This window comes from Corynebacterium amycolatum SK46 (assembly GCF_000173655.1).
Lineage (GTDB): Bacteria > Actinomycetota > Actinomycetes > Mycobacteriales > Mycobacteriaceae > Corynebacterium > Corynebacterium amycolatum_A.
This window is the reverse complement of record NZ_ABZU01000001.1, coordinates 76,928-101,707: the sequence shown is the minus strand read 5'-3', so window position 1 is coordinate 101,707 and position 24,780 is coordinate 76,928. Positions and strand designations below refer to the sequence as shown.

Annotated in this window: 17 protein-coding genes and 1 pseudogene; 16 read left to right on the top strand and 2 right to left on the bottom strand. The window is 57.0% G+C overall.

Features of this window, described 5'->3' with window-relative positions:
- Positions 1–3 precede the first annotated feature (3 nt).
- Together CORAM0001_RS00435 and CORAM0001_RS00430 are read left to right on the top strand one after the other, a co-directional pair.
- Positions 4–1,380, top strand: a complete 1,377-nt coding sequence (locus tag CORAM0001_RS00435) for an MATE family efflux transporter (protein WP_005509419.1) — start codon at positions 4–6, stop codon at positions 1,378–1,380.
- On the top strand, positions 1,359–2,072 hold the full coding sequence (locus CORAM0001_RS00430) for a 4'-phosphopantetheinyl transferase family protein (RefSeq protein WP_005509543.1): 714 nt from the start codon (positions 1,359–1,361) through the stop codon (positions 2,070–2,072). Before CORAM0001_RS00435 ends, CORAM0001_RS00430 begins: the two co-directional genes overlap by 22 nt.
- 17 nt (positions 2,073–2,089) lie before the next feature.
- Here CORAM0001_RS00430 and truB read toward each other — a convergent pair whose 3' ends face one another.
- Complete coding sequence (truB, locus tag CORAM0001_RS00425) at positions 2,090–3,076, bottom strand: tRNA pseudouridine(55) synthase TruB (RefSeq protein WP_005509310.1); 987 nt, start codon at positions 3,074–3,076, stop codon at positions 2,090–2,092.
- A 64-nt stretch (positions 3,077–3,140) separates the two neighbouring features.
- On the opposite strand from truB, the gene CORAM0001_RS00420 reads away from it, so the two are divergent.
- The 7 genes from CORAM0001_RS00420 (at position 3,141) to galK (ending at position 13,040) form a co-directional block, all read left to right on the top strand.
- Positions 3,141–4,136, top strand: coding sequence for a bifunctional riboflavin kinase/FAD synthetase (locus tag CORAM0001_RS00420; RefSeq protein WP_005509467.1), 996 nt, complete (start codon positions 3,141–3,143; stop codon positions 4,134–4,136).
- 141 nt (positions 4,137–4,277) lie between these two features.
- The gene (rpsO, locus tag CORAM0001_RS00415; RefSeq protein WP_005509554.1) at positions 4,278–4,547 is read left to right on the top strand and encodes a 30S ribosomal protein S15; all 270 of its coding nucleotides are present in this window, start codon (positions 4,278–4,280) and stop codon (positions 4,545–4,547) included.
- A 506-nt stretch (positions 4,548–5,053) separates the two neighbouring features.
- Complete coding sequence (locus CORAM0001_RS00410; RefSeq protein WP_040360670.1) at positions 5,054–7,321, top strand: polyribonucleotide nucleotidyltransferase; 2,268 nt, start codon at positions 5,054–5,056, stop codon at positions 7,319–7,321.
- Between the two features lie 156 nt (positions 7,322–7,477).
- Entirely contained in the window at positions 7,478–8,434 is a 957-nt protein-coding gene (locus CORAM0001_RS00405; protein ID WP_005509522.1) for an aldose 1-epimerase family protein, read from the top strand.
- 283 nt (positions 8,435–8,717) lie between these two features.
- Entirely contained in the window at positions 8,718–10,376 is a 1,659-nt protein-coding gene (locus CORAM0001_RS00400) for a sodium:solute symporter family protein (RefSeq protein WP_005509398.1), read from the top strand.
- 16 nt (positions 10,377–10,392) lie between these two features.
- Positions 10,393–10,659 (top strand): hypothetical protein, encoded by a 267-nt coding sequence (locus CORAM0001_RS00395; protein ID WP_005509719.1) that lies wholly within the window; start codon positions 10,393–10,395, stop codon positions 10,657–10,659.
- Positions 10,656–13,040: a galactokinase gene (galK, locus tag CORAM0001_RS11640; RefSeq protein ID WP_005509617.1), complete on the top strand. Its 2,385-nt coding sequence runs from the start codon at positions 10,656–10,658 to the stop codon at positions 13,038–13,040. The genes CORAM0001_RS00395 and galK overlap by 4 nt, the downstream gene beginning before the upstream one ends.
- Positions 13,041–13,051: 11 nt before the next feature.
- Here the strand turns inward: galK and CORAM0001_RS00385 are convergent, their stop codons facing one another.
- Positions 13,052–14,524 (bottom strand): MDR family MFS transporter, encoded by a 1,473-nt coding sequence (locus CORAM0001_RS00385; RefSeq protein ID WP_005509500.1) that lies wholly within the window; start codon positions 14,522–14,524, stop codon positions 13,052–13,054.
- A 187-nt stretch (positions 14,525–14,711) separates the two neighbouring features.
- Between CORAM0001_RS00385 and dapB the strand changes: the two genes are divergently transcribed.
- The 7 genes and pseudogenes from dapB (at position 14,712) to CORAM0001_RS00350 (ending at position 24,760) form a co-directional block, all read left to right on the top strand.
- Positions 14,712–15,464, top strand: a complete 753-nt coding sequence (gene dapB, locus CORAM0001_RS00380; protein WP_005509516.1) for a 4-hydroxy-tetrahydrodipicolinate reductase — start codon at positions 14,712–14,714, stop codon at positions 15,462–15,464.
- Between the two features lie 20 nt (positions 15,465–15,484).
- Positions 15,485–16,237, top strand: a complete 753-nt coding sequence (gene thyX / locus CORAM0001_RS00375; RefSeq protein WP_005509646.1) for an FAD-dependent thymidylate synthase — start codon at positions 15,485–15,487, stop codon at positions 16,235–16,237.
- Between the two features lie 58 nt (positions 16,238–16,295).
- Positions 16,296–17,201: a 4-hydroxy-tetrahydrodipicolinate synthase gene (gene dapA, locus CORAM0001_RS00370; protein WP_005509580.1), complete on the top strand. Its 906-nt coding sequence runs from the start codon at positions 16,296–16,298 to the stop codon at positions 17,199–17,201.
- On the top strand, positions 17,201–19,282 hold the full coding sequence (locus CORAM0001_RS00365; RefSeq protein WP_005509425.1) for a ribonuclease J: 2,082 nt from the start codon (positions 17,201–17,203) through the stop codon (positions 19,280–19,282). Before dapA ends, CORAM0001_RS00365 begins: the two co-directional genes overlap by 1 nt.
- An 89-nt stretch (positions 19,283–19,371) precedes the next feature.
- Positions 19,372–19,989, top strand: a complete 618-nt coding sequence (locus tag CORAM0001_RS00360) for a TIGR03085 family metal-binding protein (protein ID WP_005509648.1) — start codon at positions 19,372–19,374, stop codon at positions 19,987–19,989.
- Between the two features lie 1,863 nt (positions 19,990–21,852).
- Positions 21,853–23,391: pseudogene (locus CORAM0001_RS11635) on the top strand (DNA translocase FtsK); the annotation flags it as partial.
- 235 nt (positions 23,392–23,626) lie between these two features.
- Positions 23,627–24,760, top strand: a complete 1,134-nt coding sequence (locus CORAM0001_RS00350) for a TerC family protein (protein ID WP_040360785.1) — start codon at positions 23,627–23,629, stop codon at positions 24,758–24,760.
- Positions 24,761–24,780 lie beyond the last annotated feature (20 nt).

Below are 24,780 nucleotides of genomic sequence, written 5' to 3'. Positions count from 1 at the left end.
GGATTGTCGGACTCGCGAAAAACCAAGAAGCGCACTGAGATTGAGAAAACTGACATAGAGCGAACTGGGCACAGTGCGAAGTCAGATGTCAGCCTTCGCGCAATCGTTTCGCTGGCGCTACCAGCGTTGGGCGTTCTTGCCGCGCCCGCACTCTATGTGCTGCTGGATACGGCTGTCATCGGTCGGCTCGGAGCCGTCCAGCTTGCGGCGCTTGCCGCTGGTTCGACGGTATTTTCCGTGGTAACTACGCAGCTTACTTTCTTGGCTTACGGCACGACCGCCCGATCAGCGCGAGCCTTTGGCAGAGGCAACGTGGACGAGGCGGTCGAAGAGGGACTGCAAGCGACGTGGGTCGCCGTCTTTGTGGGCCTTGGTCTCTTTGCCATCATCGTGGGGTTGGCACCGGTATTTACCGGTTGGTTAGCTCCTCATCCGGAGGTCGCTCATGATGCCGGGCAATGGTTGCGAGTTGCTGCTTTCGCCATTCCGCTGACGTTGATTGCGCAGGCTGGAAATGGTTGGCTGCGCGGTATCCAAAACACCCGCGCGCCGCTGCTATATGTGCTCTCAGGCCTTGTTCCGGCCGCCATTGTGATTGTGCCGCTGGTCCGCGCCGTCGGTCTCGAAGGCTCGGCGATGGCCGTTCTCTTCGGCGAATTGATTACCGGCGGGCTGTTCCTCCGCAGACTTTTCAAAGAGTGCTCTAACCGCAAGCTCCCCATGCGCCCGAATGGCGCCATTATCAAAAGCCAGCTGGTCCTCGGCCGCGATCTCATCGTTCGCTCCTTGTCCTTCCAGGTAGCGTTCCTCTCTGCCGCAGCGGTTGCCGGTCGCGTTGGGCCGACCACGCTCGGTGGGCACCAGGTCATGCTGCAGCTGTGGAATCTGATCTCGTTGGTGCTCGACTCGCTAGCGATTGCTGCACAGACGCTCGTTGGTGCAGCGTTGGGAGGTAGCTCAACGGCCGTTGCCCGCCGGACTGGCAAGCGCGTTACTGTCTGGTCGAGCGTCATTGCCCTCGGCCTAGCGGCTGTCTTCGCAGTGGGTAATGGCAGCATCGTCCGCATTTTTACCGACGCCACAGGCGTGATTGACGCAGTCACCGCCGGACCATGGTGGATTCTTGTCGCAATGATTCCTATCGGCGGTGTCGTCTTTGCGCTCGATGGCGTGTTGCTCGGCGCCGGCGACGCAGCTTTCCTCCGTAACGCCACCGTTAGCGCGGTCCTGTGCGGATTCCTCCCACCGGTCTGGTTGGCGCAGGCATTTGGCTGGGGGCTGACTGGCGTGTGGTGCGGTCTCTTGGCCTTCATGATTCTGCGACTCATCTTTGTCGCTACTCGTTTCCGTGGAGAGAAATGGTACGGCGTCAGCGCATGAGTGTGCTTGCCGACGTTCAGGAGTACCTGGCCGGGCATTTACCCGCCGGTAGCCGGCTGGTTATTGACTCCAATGCCGAGCGTCCTTTTAGTGATGCGGAATTGCAGCAGCTCCGTAGTGCTGAATTGAGGCTGCCTGATAGTGCAGTACCTGCTCGAATCCGTGATTTCACCCGAGGGCGCCTCGCTGCGCATGAGACGTTGCAACGGCTAGGAGAGTCTGCCCCAGGTGGGATTGGCATGTCGACCACCGGAGCGCCGCTGTGGCCGCGAGGAGTCGTGGGGTCAATTAGCCACTGCGACGGGGCCGTGGCAGCCGTGTCCGCGAGCGCTGAACAGCTGCAGGGGATTGGCATCGATGTCGAGGTCGAGCAGACTCTAGAGTTAGGAATAATCGATGCAGTCTTGCGCACTGATGAAGCTCGCTTGGATCCGCTGGTGCAATTTAGCGCCAAGGAATCAATGTACAAACTCTGGGAGCCGATGGTCGGGCAGTGGCTAGACTTCGACGAAGTCTCCGTGCAACCGAGGAAGAAACGGATAGCAGCGCGAGGTTTTTCTCGAGGACTCGAAGGCGGACCTTTACAGCTAACGTTTCACCGTGAGATTCCCGACGCCTTCCTCGGAGTACAGGGCTTCTGGGGTCGCGGTGCAGGCGTCGTTGTCACCGCGGTGTGGCTCGAGCAGCCTTAAAAAGCCTTGAGAGGTAGTCACAGCGTGGCCGGGCGCACCACGAAGACCGTCTTAGCCCGTTTGCCAGATTCTGTTAGCAGCGCCGGAACCTTTCCCGTTGGTGACACCGCCGCATAGACTCCAGGTTTTCCGATTGGCTCAAGCCACTTGCCCTGAGCCAAATCAGCCGCCTGCTGTTCCGTAATTTCGCGGGTATCAAAGCAACGCAAGCAGGCCTCGTCCAGACTCATCGGCAGCAAGGAAGCGGCGCGGTCGGGGATTGGGCGTCGCATCTCAGCAATTTCTGGATTGGCGGTGTCGAACTGCTCGGCTTTCGCCGTGAGCTCATCGATAGTCAATGCCTCATCAATAGTGAAAACGCCTGCGGCAGTACGTCGCAGCGCGGTGAGATGACCACCGACCCCCAGTGCATCCCCCAAGTCACGAGCTAAGGCGCGGATGAACGTGCCGGCAGAGCAGTCGACCTCCACGTCAATATCGATGCACTCCCCGGGACGGGAGGTATCGGAGTCATGGCGGATGTCCAGAACCTCATAACGGGTGATTGTCACCGGGCGCGCAGGGATATCGACCTTCTCACCACGGCGGATGCGCTCGTAGGCGCGGACACCGTCAATCTTCACCGCGGATACCGCCGCAGGTTTCTGCATAATAGTGCCGGTGAAATCAGTAATTTTCTCCCGGATCATCTCGTCGGTCACCGATGCCGCCGAGGATTCGGAGAGCAACTCGCCTTCGGCGTCGTCGGTAAGCGTGGCTGCGCCAAGACGAATAGTCGCACGGTAGGACTTCGTGTCGGCGTGAACATGCGGCAGGAAACGTGTGCCGCGGCCGATGCCGAGGACGAGCACACCGGTGGCCATTGGGTCGAGGGTGCCGGAGTGGCCGACCTTCTTGGTGCGGAAGATTCGACGGAGTTTGCCCACTACATCGTGGCTTGTCCAGCCTTGAGGCTTGTCCACGATGACAATGCCGGAGTCTGCAATCGGATCGAAGTCGGTCATAGACGCAATCCTATGTTGCGCTATATGCGGTGTGTTAAACGGTGACCAGTTACACTGGCTCTCTGTGGAGATTTGGTATGGTTTGGACAATGCACCCGAAGACCTGGGGGACACGGTCGTAACCATCGGAGTGTTCGATGGTATTCATCTAGGACATAAGCGCCTGATAGCTGCTGCGGTCAGTGACGCTCGCGCTCGTGGCGTGAAATCGCTGTTGATGACTTTCGATCCCAACCCCGTAGCGCTGTTTGCCCCGGATAAGGTGCCGCCGGCACTGTCCACCGTGTCCCGTCGTGCCGAGCTGGCAGAGGCGGAGGGAATTGATGTCATGCTCGTCGTGCCCTTTGACAAGACCTTCTCCAGTATCCCCGCTGAGGACTTTGTCCGCACCGTTGTGCGCGACAAGCTGAATGCACAGGCGGTCTTTGTTGGCCAGAACTTCACCTATGGTCAGAAAGCTTCGGGTACTGCCGAAACTTTGCCGGAGCACGGCCGTAAGTGTGGGGTCGACGTCACCATCGTCGACCTCCTCGACGTCACTGCCGCGGACTCGACCGAACGTGTTTCGTCGACACGCATTCGCGGTTTGCTTGCCGACGGAGCGGTGTCCGCAGCCGCCTCGTGTCTCGGGTACTTCCACCGTGTCGATGGTGATGTTATTCCAGGTCAGGGGCGTGGGGGAGCGCAGCTGGGTTTTCCGACTGCCAATATTGACTTCGCTGAGGGCCTGGCAATCCCGGCTGATGGTGTCTACGCGGCATGGTTCACGGCTCAGCCGACGGCAGCCCGTCCGGAGCCGGATCCGAAGGGCGATATCGAGTTTGGGGTGCGCTACCCAGCGGCCGTGTCGGTGGGCACTAATGTGACCTTTGGAGACACTGATCGAACGGTCGAGGCCTACGTGATTGACCGTCATGCGGACCTCTACGGCACCGCCGGGCAGGTTGAGTTTGTCGACCGGATTCGCGGAATGGAGAAGTTCGACTCGGTCGAGGAGCTCATTGACCGGATGAACCAGGATGTCGCTGACACCGAGGCCATTTTGGCTAAGGCCAATTAACTGGTAAAGTAACCCGTCGGCTGTGACTGCGGTCCACAAGCAGTTACAAGGAGCTAACGGCAAGATGCTGTGCGGTTCCGAGAAGGCCAAGTATGTGGACTGAAACAACGACCATAACTTGATTCAAGGAGTTAGATTTCCATGGCTTTGAACACTACTGAGAAGGCAGAGATCCTCAAGGAGTTCGGCCTGCACGAGACCGACACCGGTTCCCCGGAGGCTCAGGTTGCACTGCTGACTGCTCGTATTCGTCAGCTGACCGAGCACCTGAAGTTCCACAAGCACGATCACCACTCCCGCCGTGGTCTGCTGCTGCTGGTCGGTCGCCGCAAGGGTCTGCTGCAGTACCTGCAGGACAACGACGTGGAGCGCTACCGTAAGCTGATTGAGCGCCTCGGCCTGCGTCGCTAAGATTTCCCTTATGATTCTGTTTGTCAGAGCTTCATTGGTGTAAGTTGCTCTGTTAATTCAAGGCTTTAAGCTTTTAGACCCGCCGTTTGGGTTTCCATTGAATGGAAGCTCACGGCGGGTCTTTTTGGTCACTTGTCGTTGTGGTATTCACTCATCGATGCGCTGTAGCGTGGCCACAAGTGAATACCTCATCGACATGTGGAGGGGGCTGATCGACAGCGTGCGCATAAGTGCCGGAGCACCATCGATAAGACACGGTAATTCGTCGACAAGACACGGTAATCCATCGATGAGTGAAGAGAAGTCATCGATAAGTGCCCCCCCGCTCCGCAAACTCCTAGAACCCCGCGTAGGTGCAAAAACCCAGATGGCAGTGAGAGATCTCCGATCCGTCCAATACGAGAACTTTCCGCGTTAGCTGGTAGAATGCGTGACGCAAACGAAGTTCATTCGATTTTTTACAGGCGACATCGATGATCGCCGCTATTTCTAGGAGTAAGAAACCTATGGCCAACAGCAAGGCTGTTGAATTTTTCTTTGATGAGGATTTCGGTATTACCGAGGCCGTTGCCACCATCGACAATGGTGATTTCGGCACCCGCACCATTCGCTTTGAAACGGGCCAGCTGGCTCGTCAGGCCGATGGTTCGGTGACTACCTACTTGGACGAGGAGACCATGCTCCTGTCCACCGTCACCGCTTCAAACCAGCCCCGCGAGGGCTTTGACTTCTTCCCGCTGACGGTCGACGTTGAAGAGCGTATGTACGCTGCGGGCAAGATTCCGGGCTCCTTCTTCCGACGTGAAGGCCGCCCGTCCACCGACGCCATCCTGGCATGTCGTCTGATTGACCGTCCGCTGCGCCCGACCTTCGTCAAGGGCCTGCGCAACGAGGTACAGGTTGTCGTCACCGTCATGTCCTGGGATCCGANGGACCGTTACGACGTTGTCGCAATCAACGGTGCGTCAGCTGCAACTCAGCTTTCGGGGCTGCCGGTTTCCGGCGCTGTCGGTGGCGTCCGCATCGCGCTTGTTGCTGATGACAAGCACCCGGAGGGTGCATGGGTCGCTTTCCCGACCGAGGAGCAGCACGAGCAGGCTCTGTTCGAGATGGTCGTCGCTGGCCGTATCGTCACCCGTAAGCGTCGCGGCAAGAACGTCGAAGATGTCGCCATTATGATGGTGGAGGCCGGAGCAGGGGAGACCGTCGTCAAGCGTATTGCTGACGGTGCACCGGCACCGACTGAGGACATCGTCGCCGCTGGCCTCGAGGCTGCAAAGCCGCACATCAAGGTTCTGTGTGAGGCACAGAAGGGTCTGGCTGAGCGCGCAGCGAAGGACACTCAGGAGTTCCCGCTGTTCCCGGCATACAGCGATGAGGTTTTTGCTGCGGTTGAGAAGAAGTCGGCTAAGAAGCTGGCTAAACTGCTCACCATTGCCGGCAAGCAGGAACGAGATGACGCCACCAACGAGTACATGGAGGACATCGAGGGGCAGCTGCTGGAGCGCTTCGTCTCCGATGATGTCGACGAGCAGGCTGCATCTAAGCAGATTCGCGCTGCCTACAACGCAGTGATGAAGCAGATTGTCCGTGAGAAGATTCTGACTGAGGGCTTCCGCATCGATGGTCGCGGTGTCACGGACATTCGTGACCTGGGCGTTGAGGTCGGCCTGGTTCCGCGTGCCCACGGCTCTTCGCTGTTTGAGCGCGGCGAGACCCAGATTCTGGGTGTCACCACCTTGGACATGTTGAAGATGGAACAGCAGATTGACTCGCTGACTCCGGTTACCTCCAAGCGCTACATCCACCACTACAACTTCCCGCCGTACTCCACCGGCGAGACCGGTCGTGTTGGCTCTCCGAAGCGCCGCGAGATTGGTCACGGGGCACTGGCGGAGCGCGCCCTGCTGCCGGTAGTGCCGTCCCGCGAGGAGTTCCCGTACACCATTCGCCAGGTCTCCGAGGCTCTCGGATCCAATGGTTCGACCTCCATGGGCTCGGTCTGTGCTTCGACCCTGTCGCTGTACAACGCCGGTGTGCCTCTGAAGGCCCCGGTTGCCGGTATCGCCATGGGACTGGTTTCCGGCGAGGTTGACGGTGAGAACCGCTTCGTCGCACTGACCGATATTCTCGGTGCCGAAGACGCATTCGGTGACATGGACTTCAAGGTCGCTGGTACTGCGGACTTCATTACCGCACTGCAGCTGGACACCAAGCTCGACGGTATTCCGTCGAAGGTTCTGGCCGATGCTCTGTCCCAGGCTCGTGATGCACGTCTGGCCATCCTGTCCACCATGGCTGAGGTCATCGAGTCTCCGGACGAGATGAGCGGTCTCGCTCCGAAAATCACCACCGTTAAGGTTCCGGCGTCCAAGATCGGTGAGCTCATCGGTCCGAAGGGCAAGACCATCAACGGCATCACCGAGGAAACTGGTGCTGATATCTCCATCGAAGACGACGGCACCGTATTTGTCTCGGCAACTTCCGGTAAGGCCGCGGACGCTGCAATCGAGCAGATTAATGCGATTGCTAACCCGCAGCTGCCGAAGGTCGGCGAGCGCTACCTGGGTACTGTCGTGAAGACTGTCGCTTTCGGTGCTTTCGTCTCCTTGACTCCGGGCCGTGACGGTCTGATTCACATCTCCAAGCTCGGTGGCGACAAGCGCATCGAGAAGGTCGAGGATGTCATCAACGTCGGCGACAAGATTCAGGTCGAAATCGCTGATATCGACAACCGCGGCAAGATTTCGCTGGTTCCGGTTGAGGAAAACTAGCGCTTTACGACGGCGGATGTGCTGTATGTAGCCTCCGCCAACGCGATTAGTGACGGCGCGGTTAGGCCAAGTAAGGCCTAACCGCGCTTTTGTTTTTGGACTAATCTCGGGCCGGAAGGGACTATTTTTCGAACCCACGTGGAAGGTGACTTGCGCATGCAACTTTTCGCGCACGATCATGATTTCATCGACATCGCTGCCGGTGACTATGTTGCGAGCATTTCTCAGTTCGGTGGCGGCCCGAGATCACTGGAGTACCGTGGTTTTCCAATGCTGACGGACTATCCCAAGGGATTCAATCCACCGCTGTCCGCGGGCACGCTCCTGGCTCCATGGCCCAACAGGGTCGCTGATGGAGTATTTATCTTCGATGGGGAAGTCCATCGGCTAGATATTTCGGAGCCGTCGCGGGCCAATGCTATTCACGGTTTTGTTGCCGACCGCATTTGGTCCGTGGTGGATGTTGATGACAGTAGTGTCACGTTGCGGGTGGAAGTCGAGCCGCAGCCGGGTTGGCCTTGGGAATTCGATATGACCGTGCGCTGGCAGGTCTCGGCTGCAGATGGCCTATCGGCAGAGTGCACAGTGCATAATCGCAGCGATAGGGAGTGCCCATTTGGTCTGGGCTGGCATCCCTATTTAAGCGCTTTCGGCGCTGATTTCGGCAGTTGCGCATTGCGGTTGCCTGTGGATAAGAATCTGCCACTGGAGCCAATTCGAAACTTGCCCGCCGGCCCCGCGGTGCCAGCGGAGACAGTGGTTCCCAGCCTTCGAGAGGGAGTATCCCTGGATGGACTGTGGCTGGATCACTGCTTCTTTGCTGCCGAGGAGACAGCGGAGGGTGACTCACCGCGCCGTCGTGAAGCGCACTTGGTTGGACCAAGTGGCAAGGGTGCAGCGCTCTGGGCCGATGATGAATTTCGGTTCTTCCAGGTCTACATTGCCGACCCGGGGCGTCGAGAGGGGTTTCCTGGGCATGGAAGTGCGATTGCGGTGGAACCAATGACATGCCCGCCGGATGCGTTGCGCTCCGGTATCGGTTTGCTGCGGCTTCAGCCAGGAGAGACAAAAACTCTGGCGATGGGTCTACGTGCGCTAACCGGTGAGAAATAGTTTTTCCCAGCTTAGAGGACTGTATCCCCCTCAATTGGGTTAACGCCTTCTTAATTAATTCACCTTGAATTAAGAAAGAAAAATACACTGGGTGACGAATGTAAAAGAATAGGTCTTCCTTTTGTGCGGGTAGTGGCGATTTGCCCCTATAGTTTGCGGTAGGTCTAGCCACTTTCACGGCCATTGTTAGGTGTGCGCCAGATTCTAGGTGCCGAAATACGGGAAATCCCTATTCGTGCATTTTGTGAAAAAGATTCAACCGCCTAACCGCAAGGAGGCCGTCGTGATAGTGGCGCAATCAGCCTTAAGACTCGACGCGACATGGGTGGATTACTCCATCGTTGCACTGTACTTTTTATTCGTCCTCGGCATTGGCTGGGCCGCACGAGCCAAAGTGTCCAGCTCCATTGACTTTTTCCTCTCGGGGCGCTCACTGCCGGCTTGGGTGACAGGGTTGGCGTTCATCTCAGCCAACCTCGGTGCCGTCGAAATCGTCGGTATGTCCGCCAACGGTGTGCAATACGGTTTCCAAACCATGCACTACTTCTGGATTGGTGCTATTCCGGCCATGGTGTTCCTGGGCATTGTGATGATGCCTTTCTACTACGGCTCCAAAGTTCGATCCGTACCGGAGTTCATGCTGCGCCGCTTTGGACCGGGAGCACATCTGGTCAATGCTTTGTCATTTGCCATCGCCCAGCTGCTAATCGCCGGTATTAACCTGCTCCTACTGGCCAAGGTAGTCAATTCGCTCCTCGGCTGGCCGCTGTGGGTGACCCTTATTGTCGCAGCCGTCATCGTCCTGTCGTACATCACTCTGGGCGGCCTCTCGGCTGCAATTTACAACGAAGTGTTGCAGTTCTTCGTCATCGTCGCATCGCTTCTGCCACTGACACTGATTGGTCTTCACAATGTCGGCGGTTGGAATGGGCTGAAGGCCAGTGTTGCTGCATCTCATATGCATACCTGGCCCGGAACGGATATCTCCGGTTTTGATAACCCAGTAATCTCCGTTATCGGCTTGGTCTTCGGCCTGGGCTTCGTGCTCTCCTTCGGCTACTGGACGACTAACTTCGTCGAGGTTCAGCGCTCTATGGCTGCTGATTCGCTGTCGTCCGCTCGTAAGACCCCAATCATTGGCGCATTTCCGAAGATGTTTGTGCCATTCATCGTGGTTATTCCGGGCATGATTGCAGGCGCTACCGTCACTCCGATTATGAATGAGACCGCTAAGCCGAACGATGCGATTCTGTACCTCATGCGCGATCTGCTGCCGAACGGCTTGCTCGGTATTGCAATCGCCGGCCTACTCGCAGCGTTCATGGCTGGTATGGCAGCTAATATCTCCGCCTTTAACACGGTGTTTAGCTACGACATCTGGCAAACCTACGTCATTAAAAATCGAGATGACGACTATTACCTCACGGTCGGCCGTATTGCCACTGTTGGCGCGACTATCATCGCTGTCTTCACCGCTTTGATTGCCGATAATTTCGGCAACGTGATGGACTACCTGCAAACTCTGTTCGGTTTCTTCAACGCACCACTGTTTGCAACCTTCCTCATCGGTATGTTCTGGAAGCGGATGACGCCCGCCGCAGGTTGGTCTTCCCTAATCGCAGGTACAGGCTCGGCAATTCTGTACTGGTACATTTGCGAATTCACGTCGGCAAGCGCGACTATTTTCGATCTGCCGGGTCAAGGCACGGCATTCGTCGCAGCGTCTATTGCTTTCGTCGTCGACGTCTTCGTCGCCGTCGTCGTCTCCCTGTTTACTACACCGAAGCCTGACGAGGAGTTGGTGGGCTTCGTCAAGTCTGTCACTCCAAAGGCCAACCTCACCGATGCCGCCGAAGCCAAGCTTCCACTATTGCAGCGCACCGTTCCACTGGGCATGTTGTGCTTGGCACTGGTTATCGTCCTCAACGTCGTATTCGCATAGGAGTCACTGATAAGTCATGTCGAGTACACAGAAAACACAAAACAAAAAGGCGGGAGCCTTTGACATCCGCAACGTCATCGGCGCTCTTCTCGGGCTCTACGGACTAATCCTGATGTTGGCGTACTTATTTCTAGACGCTGGTGTCAATCCCGAAACTAATGAGGCCAAACAACCTCTCTACAATCTCTACGCAGGTATTGCGCTGATTGTTGTTGCCGTGATTTTCTTCGTCTGGACGAAAATTTGTCCGACGGTAGTTGAGGAGGCTGACCAGGCAGAATGACTTTCGAAACTTCAGGTGCCCACGCTTTTCGGGTAACGCGGACATCGCTTGCCGACGGTCGCGAGTTGCTCTATTTCGATGATGAACCCGATTACGTTTCTGGCAAGAAGACGCGCAAGCTAAATGATGAGCGCGAACTGCCAAAGGCAATTACAGAGTCTGAGCTGCGCCAGGATCCGTTGACGGGGGATTGGTACTGCTATGCAGCACACCGCATGAACCGTACCTTCATGCCCCCAGCGAATGAGAATCCGTTGGCTCCGACTCGCCCTGGCGAGCTGCCGACTGAGGTACCCGCCAGCGATTACGACGTAGTGGTCTTTGAAAATCGCTTTCCTTCGCTTTCCATGCACATGGATGTACCGGAGGATTTCGCCAGCACCGTCGACGGTGCAGACATCTTTCATCGGCGCCCTGCGCTGGCGCGATGTGAAGTGGTCTGTTTTACTCCTCAGGTCACTGATTCTTTTAGGAACCTGTCGTTCAACCGAGCCCGCACAGTTATAGAAGCATGGGCACACCGGACTGCGGAACTGAGTGAAATCGATGGCGTGCGCTTGGTCTTTCCATTTGAGAATCGGGGGAAAGAGATTGGCGTCACGCTGCAGCATCCACACGGGCAAATCTACTCGTACCCGTATTTACCACCGCGTGCAGCAGCAATTGTTTCCCGAGCAAAGGCGCACCGAGAGGCTACTGGCCGTGATCTCTTCGATGACGTACTCGCCGCAGAGCAGAAATCGGGCAAGCGCATTATCAATCGCGGAAAGTTCTTTACCGCATTTGTGCCGGCAGCTGCTAAGTGGCCGGTTGAAGTCATGCTGATGGCCAATCGCGCGGTCGGAGGCTTTGATGAACTCACCGATGCTGAAAAGGACGAGCTGGCCGTGATGTACCTGGATTTGCTGCGTCGTATTGATCGTTTCTTCCCGGGTATCGATAAGACTCCATACATTGCCGCGTGGAATCAGGCACCGATCGGAGAAGACCATGAATTCGGTCGCTTCCATCTGCAGCTGTACTCCATGATGCGATCGGCAGGTCGCATGAAGTTCCTGGCTGGTTCTGAGTCTGGCCAGGGAGCATGGATTTCTGATACGACTCCGGAGGCTATCGCAAATAGGTTTCGTGAGGTCGGTGAGCCGCTATGGATGAATAGCCGTAGTGAAACCGATGCAATTGCCGATGTAACAGATCTCTTCGAGCATTCGTATGGTGAACAGCCAGAAGGTATTTTTGCTGCGCCAGGTCGTGTGAATCTCATCGGCGAACACGTCGATTACGCTGCCGGCATTTGCCTACCTTTCGCACTGAGCCAGAACACCTTTGCCGCAGTGCGTCCGCGGGCGGACAAGCAGCTGCGCGTAATCTCTGATCTGGGCAACGACACTGAGCCATTCACAATTGAGCTCTCCGAGGTCGGGCCACATAGCCCAAGCAATTGGGCAGGGTACGCCGTGGGCACTATCTGGGCGATGCAGGCCTCCGGCCTGCTGCCAGAGGACATGCCCGGTTTCGATATCGCCATTACCTCCGATGTTCCGATTGGTTCCGGTCTATCCAGCTCGGCAGCTCTCGAATGCGCGGTCGGTTTGGCGGCCTTTGAGCTGGTTGTGGGCCATGCTCCAAGTGAAGCTGAGGTTAACGGAATTATCGACGCTGCTATTCGCGCTGAAAATGAGGTGGTCGGGGCTTCTACTGGGGGGCTGGACCAGCGCATTGCCATGAAAGGTGCTGCCGACCACGCCTTGGCAATCGACTTCGAGGACGATTCGGACCGTCAGGTTCAGGCAGCATTTTCCGGACAGGACCTGGAGATTCTGGTCATTAATACAAATGTTCGGCACAGCCTGGCAGATGGTCAATATGCTTCACGACGAGGCATTATCGATGCCGTAACCGAAGGACTCCGAGTGGCCAATTTGCGTCAGATTGATGATGCGGTCGGCCAAGCGCAGGCATGGGCGAAGGGGCATATTCCGGACGACTACTCTGAACAGGATTGGCTGGATGTGGTCTCTCGCCGTGTACGCCATGTCATCACTGAGATTAGTCGTACTACAACGGCCATCGAAAAGTTGCAGGCCGGCGATTTTGAGGCATTCGGCACGCTGATGATTGCTAGCCACCTGTCGTTGCGAGATGACTACGAGGTTTCGTGCCCTGAGCTTGATCTTGCCGTCGACAAATCGTTGGAGCAGGGGGCCATCGGCGCACGTATGACTGGTGGTGGTTTTGGCGGTAGCGCCATTGCCCTGATTGCTAAGGATAAGGTGGCCGATGCCGCGAAGGCCATTTCTTCGGCATTCCGTGACTGCGGAATGCCGGAGCCCGAATTTCTCGTTGCCACCCCGTCACGTGGTGCCACTCGCATTAGCTAGCTGAGCAACTGTTAGTCGGAGCGCAACTGGGTCTTCACTCGGTTGCGCTTTAGCATTGCGGTCAGGAAAACCAGGATTACTCCAAGTGCTGCCGAAATGAACATGGAGGTTCCGTAGCCTCGGATAACATCGTCGCTACTTGGCTTGGTGACTCCCGTACCGGCCAGTCCAGAGGTAACAATTGCCGACATTGCAACGAATAGTGCTGTACCCACCGCGCCGGCGACTTGCTGCAGCGTGTTCATGATTGCAGAACCATCTGGGTACAGGGAACGAGGAAGATCGCCTAAGCCGAAGGTGAACAACGGCGTAAACAGCAGGCCAAGGCCAATTTCGAAGACGATGTGGCAAGTGACAATCCACCCCAGCGGTGTGGATGCAGAGATAAAGCCGAGACCGAACAGACCGAGCGAGAGCAAGATAGCGCCTGGAATCGCCAGGGGCCGGGGACCGTATTTATCAAAGAGCCGACCGATAGCTGGGCCCATAAGGCCCATAATCAGTGGGCCTGGCATGACAATTAAGCCAATAGTCTTGACATCGACACCGCGCTGGTTCAGGTAGAGCGGCAGGATAATAATGACGCCAAACATCAGCATGAAGCCGACTGACAGGATAATTGTCGACAGTCTGAAGCTCTTTGTACGGAAAGTGCGCAGGTCCAGGAGAGCACGTTCCATTGGTGCGAGGCGACGTTGACGCAGTACGAAGAGAACCAATAGCACGATTCCGACCGCACCCAGGATTCCGTCGATAAGCGAAAATTCCGCCCCCACACGGCTCAGTGCATAGACCAGCGGGCCAAATGCGCCAGCGCTGAGGAACACCGAGAGGACATCGACGTGTTTCTGGGAGTTCTCTTCGATTTTCGGCACGAGAATGACGCCGATGACCAAGACGATGAGGCCCAATGGCAGCATGGTGTCGAACAGCGCGTGCCAATTGTTATTCGCAATCTGCAGAATCAATCCCGAGATAGTCGGGCCAATAGCGGGAGCCACGGCGATGACCACGCTCATGCGTCCCATCATTCGACCGCGTTCATTCTCGGGCACGACATTGAGGACGGTGGTCATTAATAGTGGTAGAAGCACTGCGGTACCGGATGCCTGCACGATGCGGGCTAGTAGTACAACCGCGAAGTTCGGAGCGAAAACTCCGATGGCGGTACCCGCGACAAAGAGACCCTGGCAAACTGCAAATAGAGTGCGAATCGGGACAGTTGAAATGAGAAAGCCCGTCATCGGAATGATGACGGCCATGGTCAGCAGAAATGATGTGGTCAGCCAACCGGCAGTGGCTGCACTGATGCCGAGGTCAGCTTTGACGACCGGAATCGCGACGCTCATGACCGTTTCGTTCAGGATTGCCATAAAAGCCGCAGCTAGTAGCACGTAGATGGCCATGTAAGCGTTAGTTGGCGCTGTGGCCTGTGGTGCTTCCGAGCTTGGGCTGAATTCGGAATCGTGAGATTCAGAAACCAAGAGAAGTCTCTTTCTAAATAGCGTTTTGTGGATTAAAGGATATACAAGGATATTGCGGGTTAGCGCAAGAATTCTCCGCCACTAGCCGATAAATTGGCGAAGCGGACGGGGCATTGACACACAAGTTGCCCAACACATTCTAAGGTAAGAGATAAAGATAAACCCGTTGGGAAAGGACAAGAGAGCTGTGAGCAATTTCAAGGTCGGCGTACTCGGCGCCAAGGGCAAGGTAGGGTCCACCATCTGCGAGGCAGTTGAAGCCGCCGACGATTTGGAGCTGGCAGCGGGGCTTGATTCTGGCGATGACCTGAATGAACTCGTCACCGCTGGTGTCCAGACCATCGTCGATTTTACCCAGCCCGACTCTGTGATGGGCAATCTTGAGTTCTGCATTAAAAATGGCATCAACGCCGTCGTGGGTACTACGGGCTTTACCAAGGAGCGCCTCGATCAGGTGCAGCGCTGGCTTGACGACGCCGACGGTGATGCCAATGTCCTTATTGCGCCGAACTTCGCGATCTCCGCAGTATTGACCATGAAGATGGCAGAGCTTGCTGCTCCGTACTTCGATTCCGCTGAAGTTATCGAAATGCACCACCCTTTTAAGAAGGATGCCCCCTCAGGCACCGCTATCCACACTGCTGAGGCTATTGCTCGTGCTCGCAAAGAAGCCGGCATGGGGGAGCAGCCGGACGCCACTGAGCAGACTCTGGATGGTGCTCGCGGTGCTGAGGTCGAGGGCATTCCGGTGCACGCAGTCCGTATGACCGGTTCAGTGGCTCACGAGACCGTTATCTTCGGTGCCGAAGGGCAGTCACTCACCATTAAGCAGGACTCCTACTCGCGCACCAGCTTCGTACCGGGCGTTCTGCTGGGTGTGCGCAAGATTGAGGATTTTCCGGGACTGACTGTGGGACTGGAGCCGTTCCTGGGACTTTAATGGCCGGGAGTTAACTGAAAATGTCTGAAAACGTCACTCTCAAGGCGCAGCTTATCGCCGCGACCAACTTCTTCCCGCCAGAGGACATCGACTTTGATACCGATGCCGATGGTGGGGAGGCATTGATTGAGTTCTCCGGCCGGGCTTGTTATGAAACGTGGGACAAGCCCAATCCACGAACGGCGACGAATAGGGGATATCTGCGGCATGTGCTCGAGGTAGGCCACACCTCACTTTTTGAACACGCTAACGCAAGCATCTATGTTCGTGGGTTGTCGCGCTCGTGTGCACATGAACTCACACGGCACCGTCACTTTTCCTTTTCGCAGTTGTCGCAGCGGTTTGTGCCGGCCAGTTCCAACAATGTTGTTGTTCCTCCCGCAATTGGGGAGGACCCGGATCTGTTGCGAGTTTTCGAAAGCGCGGTTGATCAGTCCCGTTTCGCCTATGGTGAGTTATTAGACGCACTGGAAGAGAAGTGGGCCGACGAGCCCAACGCTATCTTGCGGCGAAAGCAGGCACGCCAGGCAGCTCGAGCGGTTTTGCCCAATGCCACCGAAACTCGAATCGTGGTTACTGGTAATTTCCGATCTTGGCGCCACTTCATTTCGATGCGTGCGACCGAGCATGCCGACGCCGAAATTCGGGAGTTGGCAGTGGCTTGCCTGCGGGAGCTGCAGCGCTGCGCTCCTGTTGCTTTTGGGGATTTTGAGATTAACACTCTGAAGGATGGGTCGGTCGTCGCGTCGAGTCCTTACGCCTTCGAGGGGTAATCGCACGTACAGTGTGAAGATATAGTCGATTGAAATTATTAAGAAAAGGTAGTCAACAATGAGCACAGGAATTGCGTCAACTCGCGGTGCTGACATTTTCGGCACCGTCGCCGTAGCTATGGTGACCCCTTTTGATAAGGACGGAAACCTCGATGTCAAGGCGGGTGTGCAGCTCGCTGGTCATCTTGTAGACGGTGGCTGCGATGCACTCATTCTGGCCGGTACCACCGGCGAGTCGCCTACTACGACGGTTGAGGAAAAGCTCGAGCTTCTCCGTGCTGTCCGCGCAGAGATGGGCGACAAGGTCAAGCTCGTGGCCGGTGCCGGCACCAATGACACAGCTGAGTCCATCGAGCTGGCGAAGGCTTCTGTGGAGGCGGGCGCGGATGCGCTGCTCGTCGTCACGCCGTATTACTCCAAGCCGTCTCAGGAGGGGCTGTACCGTCACTTTACGGCAGTGGCTGACGCAACCGAGGCGCCGGTGTGCCTGTATGACATTCCGCCGCGTTCGGTTATTCCGATTGAAGTTGATACCATTTACCGGTTGGCGGAGCACCCGAGAATCCAGGCTGTTAAGGACGCCAAGGGGGACTTGGGAGCTGCCGCTGGCATTATCGCTAATACTGATTTGGCGTGGTACTCCGGTGACGATGTGCTGAACCTTCCGTGGCTGTCGATTGGCGCCACCGGGTTCATTTCCGTTATTGGACATGCAGCCCCGCAGCTGCTGGCTGAGGTGCGCTCTTGTTTTGACAAGGGAGACCTTGCTGGTGCGCAGGCTGCCCACGCGAAGATGACTCCGCTGTTTGCCGCTCAGGCTGCACTTGGCGGTGTAAGTTTTGCTAAGTCCGCTCTGCGTCTGCAGGGCATTGAGATAGGAGATCCGCGCTTGCCGCAAATTGCAGCAAATGACCAGCAGCTTGAGGTGCTTGAGGAAGCTATGCGGAAGGCAGGTGTTCTGTAGTGGCTGAAGGACGCAATCGCGCCCGCAAGGTAACTCGTAAGGCTGGTCCGCCTTCCGAGTCCGACGTGGCTGCAGCAGAGCAGTCCAATAACTCTGCATCCAAGGGCTCCGACAAGGGTGGAGCTAATTCCAACGGCTCGAAGTCCTCGCAGCGTTCCGGTGAGCGTAAGAACTCCGGTAACGCTAAGAAGTCCCAAGGTTCGTCGAATTCTTCCCACCGCGGTTCCCGCGGCGGTCGCGGTGGCCGTGGAGGTAACCGCGGAAATAATTCGCGGGGTGGCCGTGGCGGACGTGGTGGCAACCGTCGTAACGTAGTGCAGTCGATGCAGGGTGCAGACTTGACTCAGCGTCTTCCCTCGCCGCCGAAGGCCCCCAAGGACGGCCTGCGCGTGGTTGCACTGGGCGGTATTTCCGAAATCGGTCGCAATATGACCGTGTTGGAGTACAAGAACCGCCTGATTATCGTCGACTGCGGCGTGCTGTTCCCGAGCTCGGATGAGCCGGGTGTTGACTTGATTCTGCCTGACTTCTCCTACATGGAAGACAAGTGGGATCGCGTGGAAGCTCTCGTGGTTACCCACGGTCACGAGGACCACATCGGTGCTATCCCTTGGTTGCTCAAGCAGCGCGCGGACATCCCGATTATTGCTTCTCGCTTTACCTTGGCACTGATTCAGGCCAAGACACAGGAGCATCGTCAGCGCCCGAAGGTCATCGAGGTCAACGACACCAGCCATATTCAGCGTGGTCCGTTCGATTTGCGTTTCTTCAATGTCAACCACTCGATTCCGGAGTGCCTTGGCATCGTCATTAAGACGGGAGCCGGCATGGTCGTCCACACCGGTGACGTGAAGATGGACCAGACCCCGCCGGATGGAAAGCCGACTGACCTGCCGGCGTTGAGCCGCTACGGTGATGAGGGAATCGACCTCTTCTTGTGCGAGTCCACCAACGCTACGATTCCGGGTTTCTCGGGATCCGAGGCGGAGTTGGCTCCAACTCTGCGCCGCCTGATTATGGATGCCAAGCAGCGCGTTATCGTCGCGGCCTTCGCTTCGAATGTCTATCGCGTGCAGGCGGTCATCGACGCAGCTGTTAAGGCTGGCCGCAAGGTCGCCTTCAACGGTCGCTCAATGATTCGCAACATGCGCATCGCGCAGGAATTGGGGCTGCTGACTGCACCGGAAAATACCATTGTGGAAATGAACGAGGCCGCTCGCATGGCGCCCCACAAGGTCGTGCTGGTGACTACCGGTACGCAGGGTGAGCCAATGGCTGCGCTGTCTCGCATGGCCCGCCGTGAGCACCGTCAGATCACCGTCCGTGATGGCGACCTGATTATCCTCAGTTCTTCGCTGGTACCGGGTAACGAAGAGGCAGTCTTCGGCGTTATCAACATGCTGGCCCAAATTGGTGCCACGGTTATCACCGGCAAGGATGCGAAGGTTCACACCTCCGGTCACGGCTTTGCCGGCGAGCTGCTATTCCTCTACAACGCAGCGCGTCCGTCGAACGTCATGCCGATTCACGGTGAGTGGCGCCACATCCGTGCCAACAAGGAGCTGGCTGTGTCCACTGGCGTGAAGCCAGAAAATGTAGTCCTGGCTCAGAACGGTGTGGTTGTCGACCTCGTTGACGGCCGCGCTCGTGTAGTGGGCCAGGTTCCGGTCGGTAACCTCTACGTCGATGGCGTCACAATGGGTGATGTCGACGCTGACGTGCTGGCAGACCGTGCTGAAATGCGTGAAGGTGGTCTTATCACCGTCACAGCCGTCATCGATAACCGCACTGGTCGCCCGTTGGAGAAGCCACGGGCTCAGGCTCGCGGTTACTCGGACGACGCCAAGGAGGTGCTCGAAACCGTCGAGCAGGTCGTTGACGATACTCTCTTTGATCTGGCTGGCAGTGGCGAGAACAACCCGTACCGTATGGCTCAGGAAGTTCGTCGTCGCACCGAGCGTGTCATTAACCAGAAGTGGCGTCGCAGCCCGATGATTGTTCCGACCATCGTGCCGATGTCCTCTGAGGCAGCCGAAGAGGTTACCGATGAGGAAATCAAGGAGTCGCGCGAAAGCATCTAAGTCTCTAGAGTGTCTTTTAGCGTAAGAGCCCGCATCCACCTAAAACCGTGTGGATGCGGGCTTCTCCGTGCCTGGTTTAGGCTGGAGCTATGACTTTTGCAGAACGGGAACGTGAAGACCTAGCTAACCTACTGCTCAGCGTCGGCCCCGACGCGCCGACCTTATGCGAGGGGTGGACGACCCGGGATCTTGCTAACCACCTGTACATTCGCGAAAACCGTCTGGATGCCGCTGGCGGAATGTTCGTCAAGGCGCTTTTGGACCGCCTCGATGCTGTTACCGCTGAGGTCAATCGAATGCCCTACGTCGAAGTGGTGGGGAAGTGGGGCAGTGGTGCTCCGCGATGGAATCCAATGAACTGGGCAGACCGCTACGTCAACACTGCGGAGAACTTCGTCCACCACGAGGATGTCCGTCGTGCCCAGGAAGGCTGGACCGTTCGTCAGCTGCCACCCTCCGGAGTTTCGGACCTGTGGCGTCTGGTCACTACTGCCGGCCGTATGATGTTGCGCGGTTCGACCTCGACCGTGGTGCTAATGCGCGACGACGGAGTTGCGGTGACCTTAATCGACAACAGTGCTAAAGGTGCTCCGGTTGTGACTGTTCGCGGAAGCGTCGGTGAACTGGTGTTGTGGCTCTATGGCCGTGACGAGGTACGCGTCTCCATCGACGGCGACGAATCGGGCATCAAGCGCAACAGTCTTTAAGATGACGTTCTCAGTTCTGGACGGTCACGACAGCATGCCTGTTAAACAATGACACGCGTGTGACTAATGTGAAAACGATCCGGTGTTAGCTGTAAGGTAATGGTCATGTCTGCGACCAGCCGAACCAGAACTGACAATCGTCGTGGATCTTCCCGCTCTGCGGAGACAGATGCCACGCGGCGATACCCCGTGCACAGCGCCACGGAGGAATTCGAGCGCACTCCTAGCGCCATGTCGTTCGTGGGCAATAGCTTGGCCAGCGCCTGGACTGAAACTGCCCGCGGCGTGGCCGGTCTTGCCCGGCGGGTAAGCGGTCGCAAAAATAAGCGAAATGAAGAGGAGAATATGTCGCGGCGCGAAAGTGACGCCGATTTTTCGACGAAGCCGCGTAGGAAGCGTCGTAAAGCAGCTAGCGGCTATGACGATGTAATTGAACCGCCGGCACCGGCCTCCGCGCCAGCTGCCGAGTACGACGCAGACTTGGATGAAAGTGGCGAACCGGGATCCAAGGACGGCCTGGCGCTGCTCGTGCTGGCGTTGGCGATTGTGCTCGCTGGCTCGACATGGTTCCACCTGGCAGGGCCAGTGGGGGAGTTCATTGAAACGGCCGTGCGCACGCTCATTGGTATCGGCGCATTTGTACTTCCGGTGCTACTCGGTGTTGTTTCCGTATTAATGATGCTGGATGCTATGCCGCGCCGTGAACGTCTGACACCTACCATCACTGGAGCTTCGCTGATCGTGGTGGGGCTGCTCGCAATTGTGCATATCGGCTCGGGTCGTCCTGCGGACTGGCAGGGGCGGCGTGCAGCTGGTGGCGCAATCGGTGGTTATATCGGTTCGCCGCTAGCAGCCGGGTTTACCTCGTGGGTCGCCGTAGTTTTGTTGCTGGGCATCGTTTTTTACGGCGCTCTGGTGCTCTCTGGCGCGACGGTGCGTCAACTTATCGATGCCACTAAGGAGTACTTCAACTTTTCCGAATGGTCTTCGCGTCGTGCCGGCGAGGAGCTGGAATCGGACGATCCCTACGGCAATGTCGATGACATGCTGGAACGCCGTGCAAGCTGGGATTCTGATACCGCTTATGCCGATGAGGACTTTGACCAGCCGACGCAGCTAATCGAGCGTCGCCCAAGCCACAGCAGCCGCACGCAGCGTTCCTCGTCGCGTTCGACCGTTCGCTCTGCTTACCGAGCGCCTCGCCGTGGCGCGGATAGCCGTATGCCTGTACCCGAACCCGCGCCTTACGACGAACCGGATGCTGACGGTAACCTTTACGATCTTTTGGACGAAGAGCCGCAGAGGCCCCGACAGGCTCCGCGACCTGCCCGTCAGGTTGAGGATGTCGACTACGATTCGGCAAAGACCACAGTGTTTGACGTCCGGAATGGGGCACAGCACTCCAACCGAGTCTCCCCGGTGGAGCCGGCGTTTCCGGCAGCTGAGTACGTGGAGGAAACTCAGTCGGATGCTGTACATCGGGACACCGCCGAAACAGAATCGACTATTCCTGCTGTCGGGGGCACGAACTACCACGCTGCCGACGAAGAATATGACGAGTACTCCGAGTACCCGACGCAGGAGGCTGCTGCAGCTAGCAACAGTGAACGCAATCGTGTTTCCGCTTCCCGAGCTCCGAAACAGCCCGCTGTTCAGCCTCAGGCCGTAGCGCCGGCGAGTGCGCCGCAGAGCGAGTCGTCTGTCGATGATTCGCGGGATGCGGTTTCTGAGGCTACGCGCCGCACTATGGATGCCATTGCCGCTCGTTCTGGCATCGATGCCTCTAAGATTCCGGCCACAACTCCGAAGTCTGAATTGGAAAAGGATGCCGAGGGTACTTCCGCTTCGTCGGCACGCACGCCGGAGTCTGATTACCACCTGCCATCGACAAACTTGTTGATCCCAGGTGAGCGCCCCAAGACGCGTACGGCGACGAACGACCGCATGATTGAGGCGATTACTGAGGTATTCGCAGAATTCAAGGTCGACGCTGCGGTGACTGGTTTCTCTCGCGGTCCGACGGTGACTCGCTACGAGGTCGAGCTTGGCCCGGGCGTGAAGGTTTCGAAGATCACGAACCTGCAGTCCAACATTGCCTACGCGGTAGCGACCGACAATGTCCGTCTGCTGACTCCGATTCCGGGGAAGTCGGCCGTTGGTATCGAGGTGCCGAACAACGACCGTGAGATGGTTCGGCTTGCCGACGTACTCAACGCGCCCAAGACCGTTGCGAACGATGACCCGATGCTGATTGGCCTCGGTAAGGATATTGAGGGCGAGTTCATCTCGCATTCCATCCAGAAGATGCCGCACCTTCTCGTTGCCGGCTCGACCGGTTCGGGTAAGTCCGCGTTCGTAAACTCGATGTTGGTGTCACTGCTGACTCGTGCGACCCCGGAGGATGTCCGCCTGATTCTGGTGGACCCGAAGATGGTCGAGCTGACTCCCTATGAGGGGATTCCTCACCTGATTACGCCAATCATCACTCAGCCGAAGAAGGCCGCGGCGGCTCTGCAGTGGCTGGTTGAAGAGATGGAACAGCGCTACATGGACATGAAGGCCGCCCGCGTCCGTCACATCAAGGACTTCAACCGTAAGGTCAAGTCCGGTGAGATTACGACGCCACTTGGCTCGGAACGCGAGTACCGTCCGTACCCGTACATTGTCTGTGTCGTCGACGAGCTGGCAGACCTGATGATGACCGCACCCCGCGATATCGAAGATGCGATTGTGCGCATCACGCAGAAGGCCCGTGCCGCCGGTATCCACTTGGTGTTGGCTACGCAGCGTCCGTCTGTGGATGTGGTCACCGGTTTGATTAAGACGAACGTGCCATCGCGATTGGCATTCGCTACCTCGTCACTTACGGACTCCCGCGTCATTCTTGACCAGGGCGGTGCTGAAAAGCTCATTGGTATGGGCGATGGCCTGTTCATCCCACAGGGTGCAGGCAAGCCGCGACGTCTACAGGGTTCCTTCGTCACAGACGAGGAGATTCAGGCCGTAGTCGATGCAGCTAAGGCACAGGCCGAGCCGGATTACACCGAGGGTGTCACTGAGGATAAGAGCGCTGAAGCTGAGCGCAACATTGACCCCGATATCGGAGATGACCTGGAAGATTTGCTTCAGGCAGTCGAGCTGGTGGTCACCGCACAGCACGGGTCGACGTCGATGTTGCAGCGCAAGATGCGAGTCGGCTTTGCCAAGGCTGGTCGGCTGATGGACCTGATGGAAACTCGCGGAGTGGTTGGACCGTCAGAGGGGTCTAAGGCACGTGAGGTGCTGGTCAAGCCGGAGGAGCTCGAAACCATTAAGTGGATGATCAAGGGCGCAAATCCGGAGGATGCCCCTAAGGAAGAAGTAAACGTAGTCGACGCTGATCCGAATCAGTCTATGGCGTAGGATGACCCAGCCTCACCGCCGTTTCTGATTGCGTGTATAGTCGGCACACGTGGAGGGGAGTATCCCCGGTAAAAGCGGATGATTTCCGCTAGCCCGTGACGGTTATCGTCAGCACGGATTGGACGCACAGACTCGCTTTGTGCAGATCCAATCCCGGTGCCGTCACTTTTGCCACTTTGGCAGAAGCAGGAGAGACCTCCGGTTCATGTTCGCACGACCGGAGGTCTTTTTTAATATGCATGTCTCCGCATTGGTATGGATCATCACCATTGTGGTCGTCATGGGTTTTATCGCCTTTGACTTCTATGCACACGTTCGCACGCCGCATAACCCAACTATGAAGGAAGCCGGCACCTGGACCGCTTTCTACGTAGTCTTGGCATTAATTTTCGGCGGAATGGTGTGGTGGTTATGGGATCACCACCGAGGCATTGAGTTTCTTTCGGGCTATATCACCGAAAAGGCGCTCAGCGTAGACAACCTATTTGTCTTTGCACTCATCATCGGCGCATTTAAGATTCCACGCCAGTACCAGCAAAAGGTCTTGCTGTTCGGTATTGCGATGGCGCTGGTATTCCGCGGCTTGTTCATTTGGGCTGGTGCTGCCGTTATTGCCAAGTGGTCTGACGTTTTCTACCTGTTTGCCATCTTCCTGATTTACACGGCTATCAAGACGGTGTACGACGAAGCCGTCGACAAGCCGGAACCCGATCCGTCGGATATGAAGCTGATTCAATGGCTGCGTCGAATCGTCCCGATTTCGGACCATTACAACAGGGACAAGCTGACCGTTAAGGAAAACGGCAAGCGTTACTTGACGCCACTTGCCATCGCGCTGGTGTCCATCGGTTTTATCGACGTGATGTTTGCGTTTGACTCTATCCCGGCAATCTACGGCCTGACGGATGAGGCATATATCGTCTTTACTGCAAACGCCCTGGCTCTCATGGGGTTGCGTCAGATGTACTTCTTGCTTGACGGTCTGTTGGATCGCTTGGTGTACCTGGCTTATGGTCTTGGTGTCATCCTGGCCTTTATTGGTGTGAAGTTGCTGTTGCACGCACTGCATGAAAACAACCTGCCGTTTATTAACGGCGGTGAGAACGTGTCGGTGCCTGAAGTATCGACTTGGGGGTCGCTGGCGTTCATTGTCATCGTGCTGGTGGTTACTGTCCTGGCATCGTGGCTCAAGATTAAGCGTGATGAAAACATGGGTGCGATTGCGCTTCCACGTGTTCACCACAATGATCATGGAAACGACGATGGCCTTGGCTCTCACGCTTCCTCTACCTCTGGCGGTGAGGAGTCAGTGTCGGCCGGAAACGAAACTAACGGTTCGCACAACGGTAAGAACGAGCCTGGGCATTAATCGAACACGATTGTGAGATA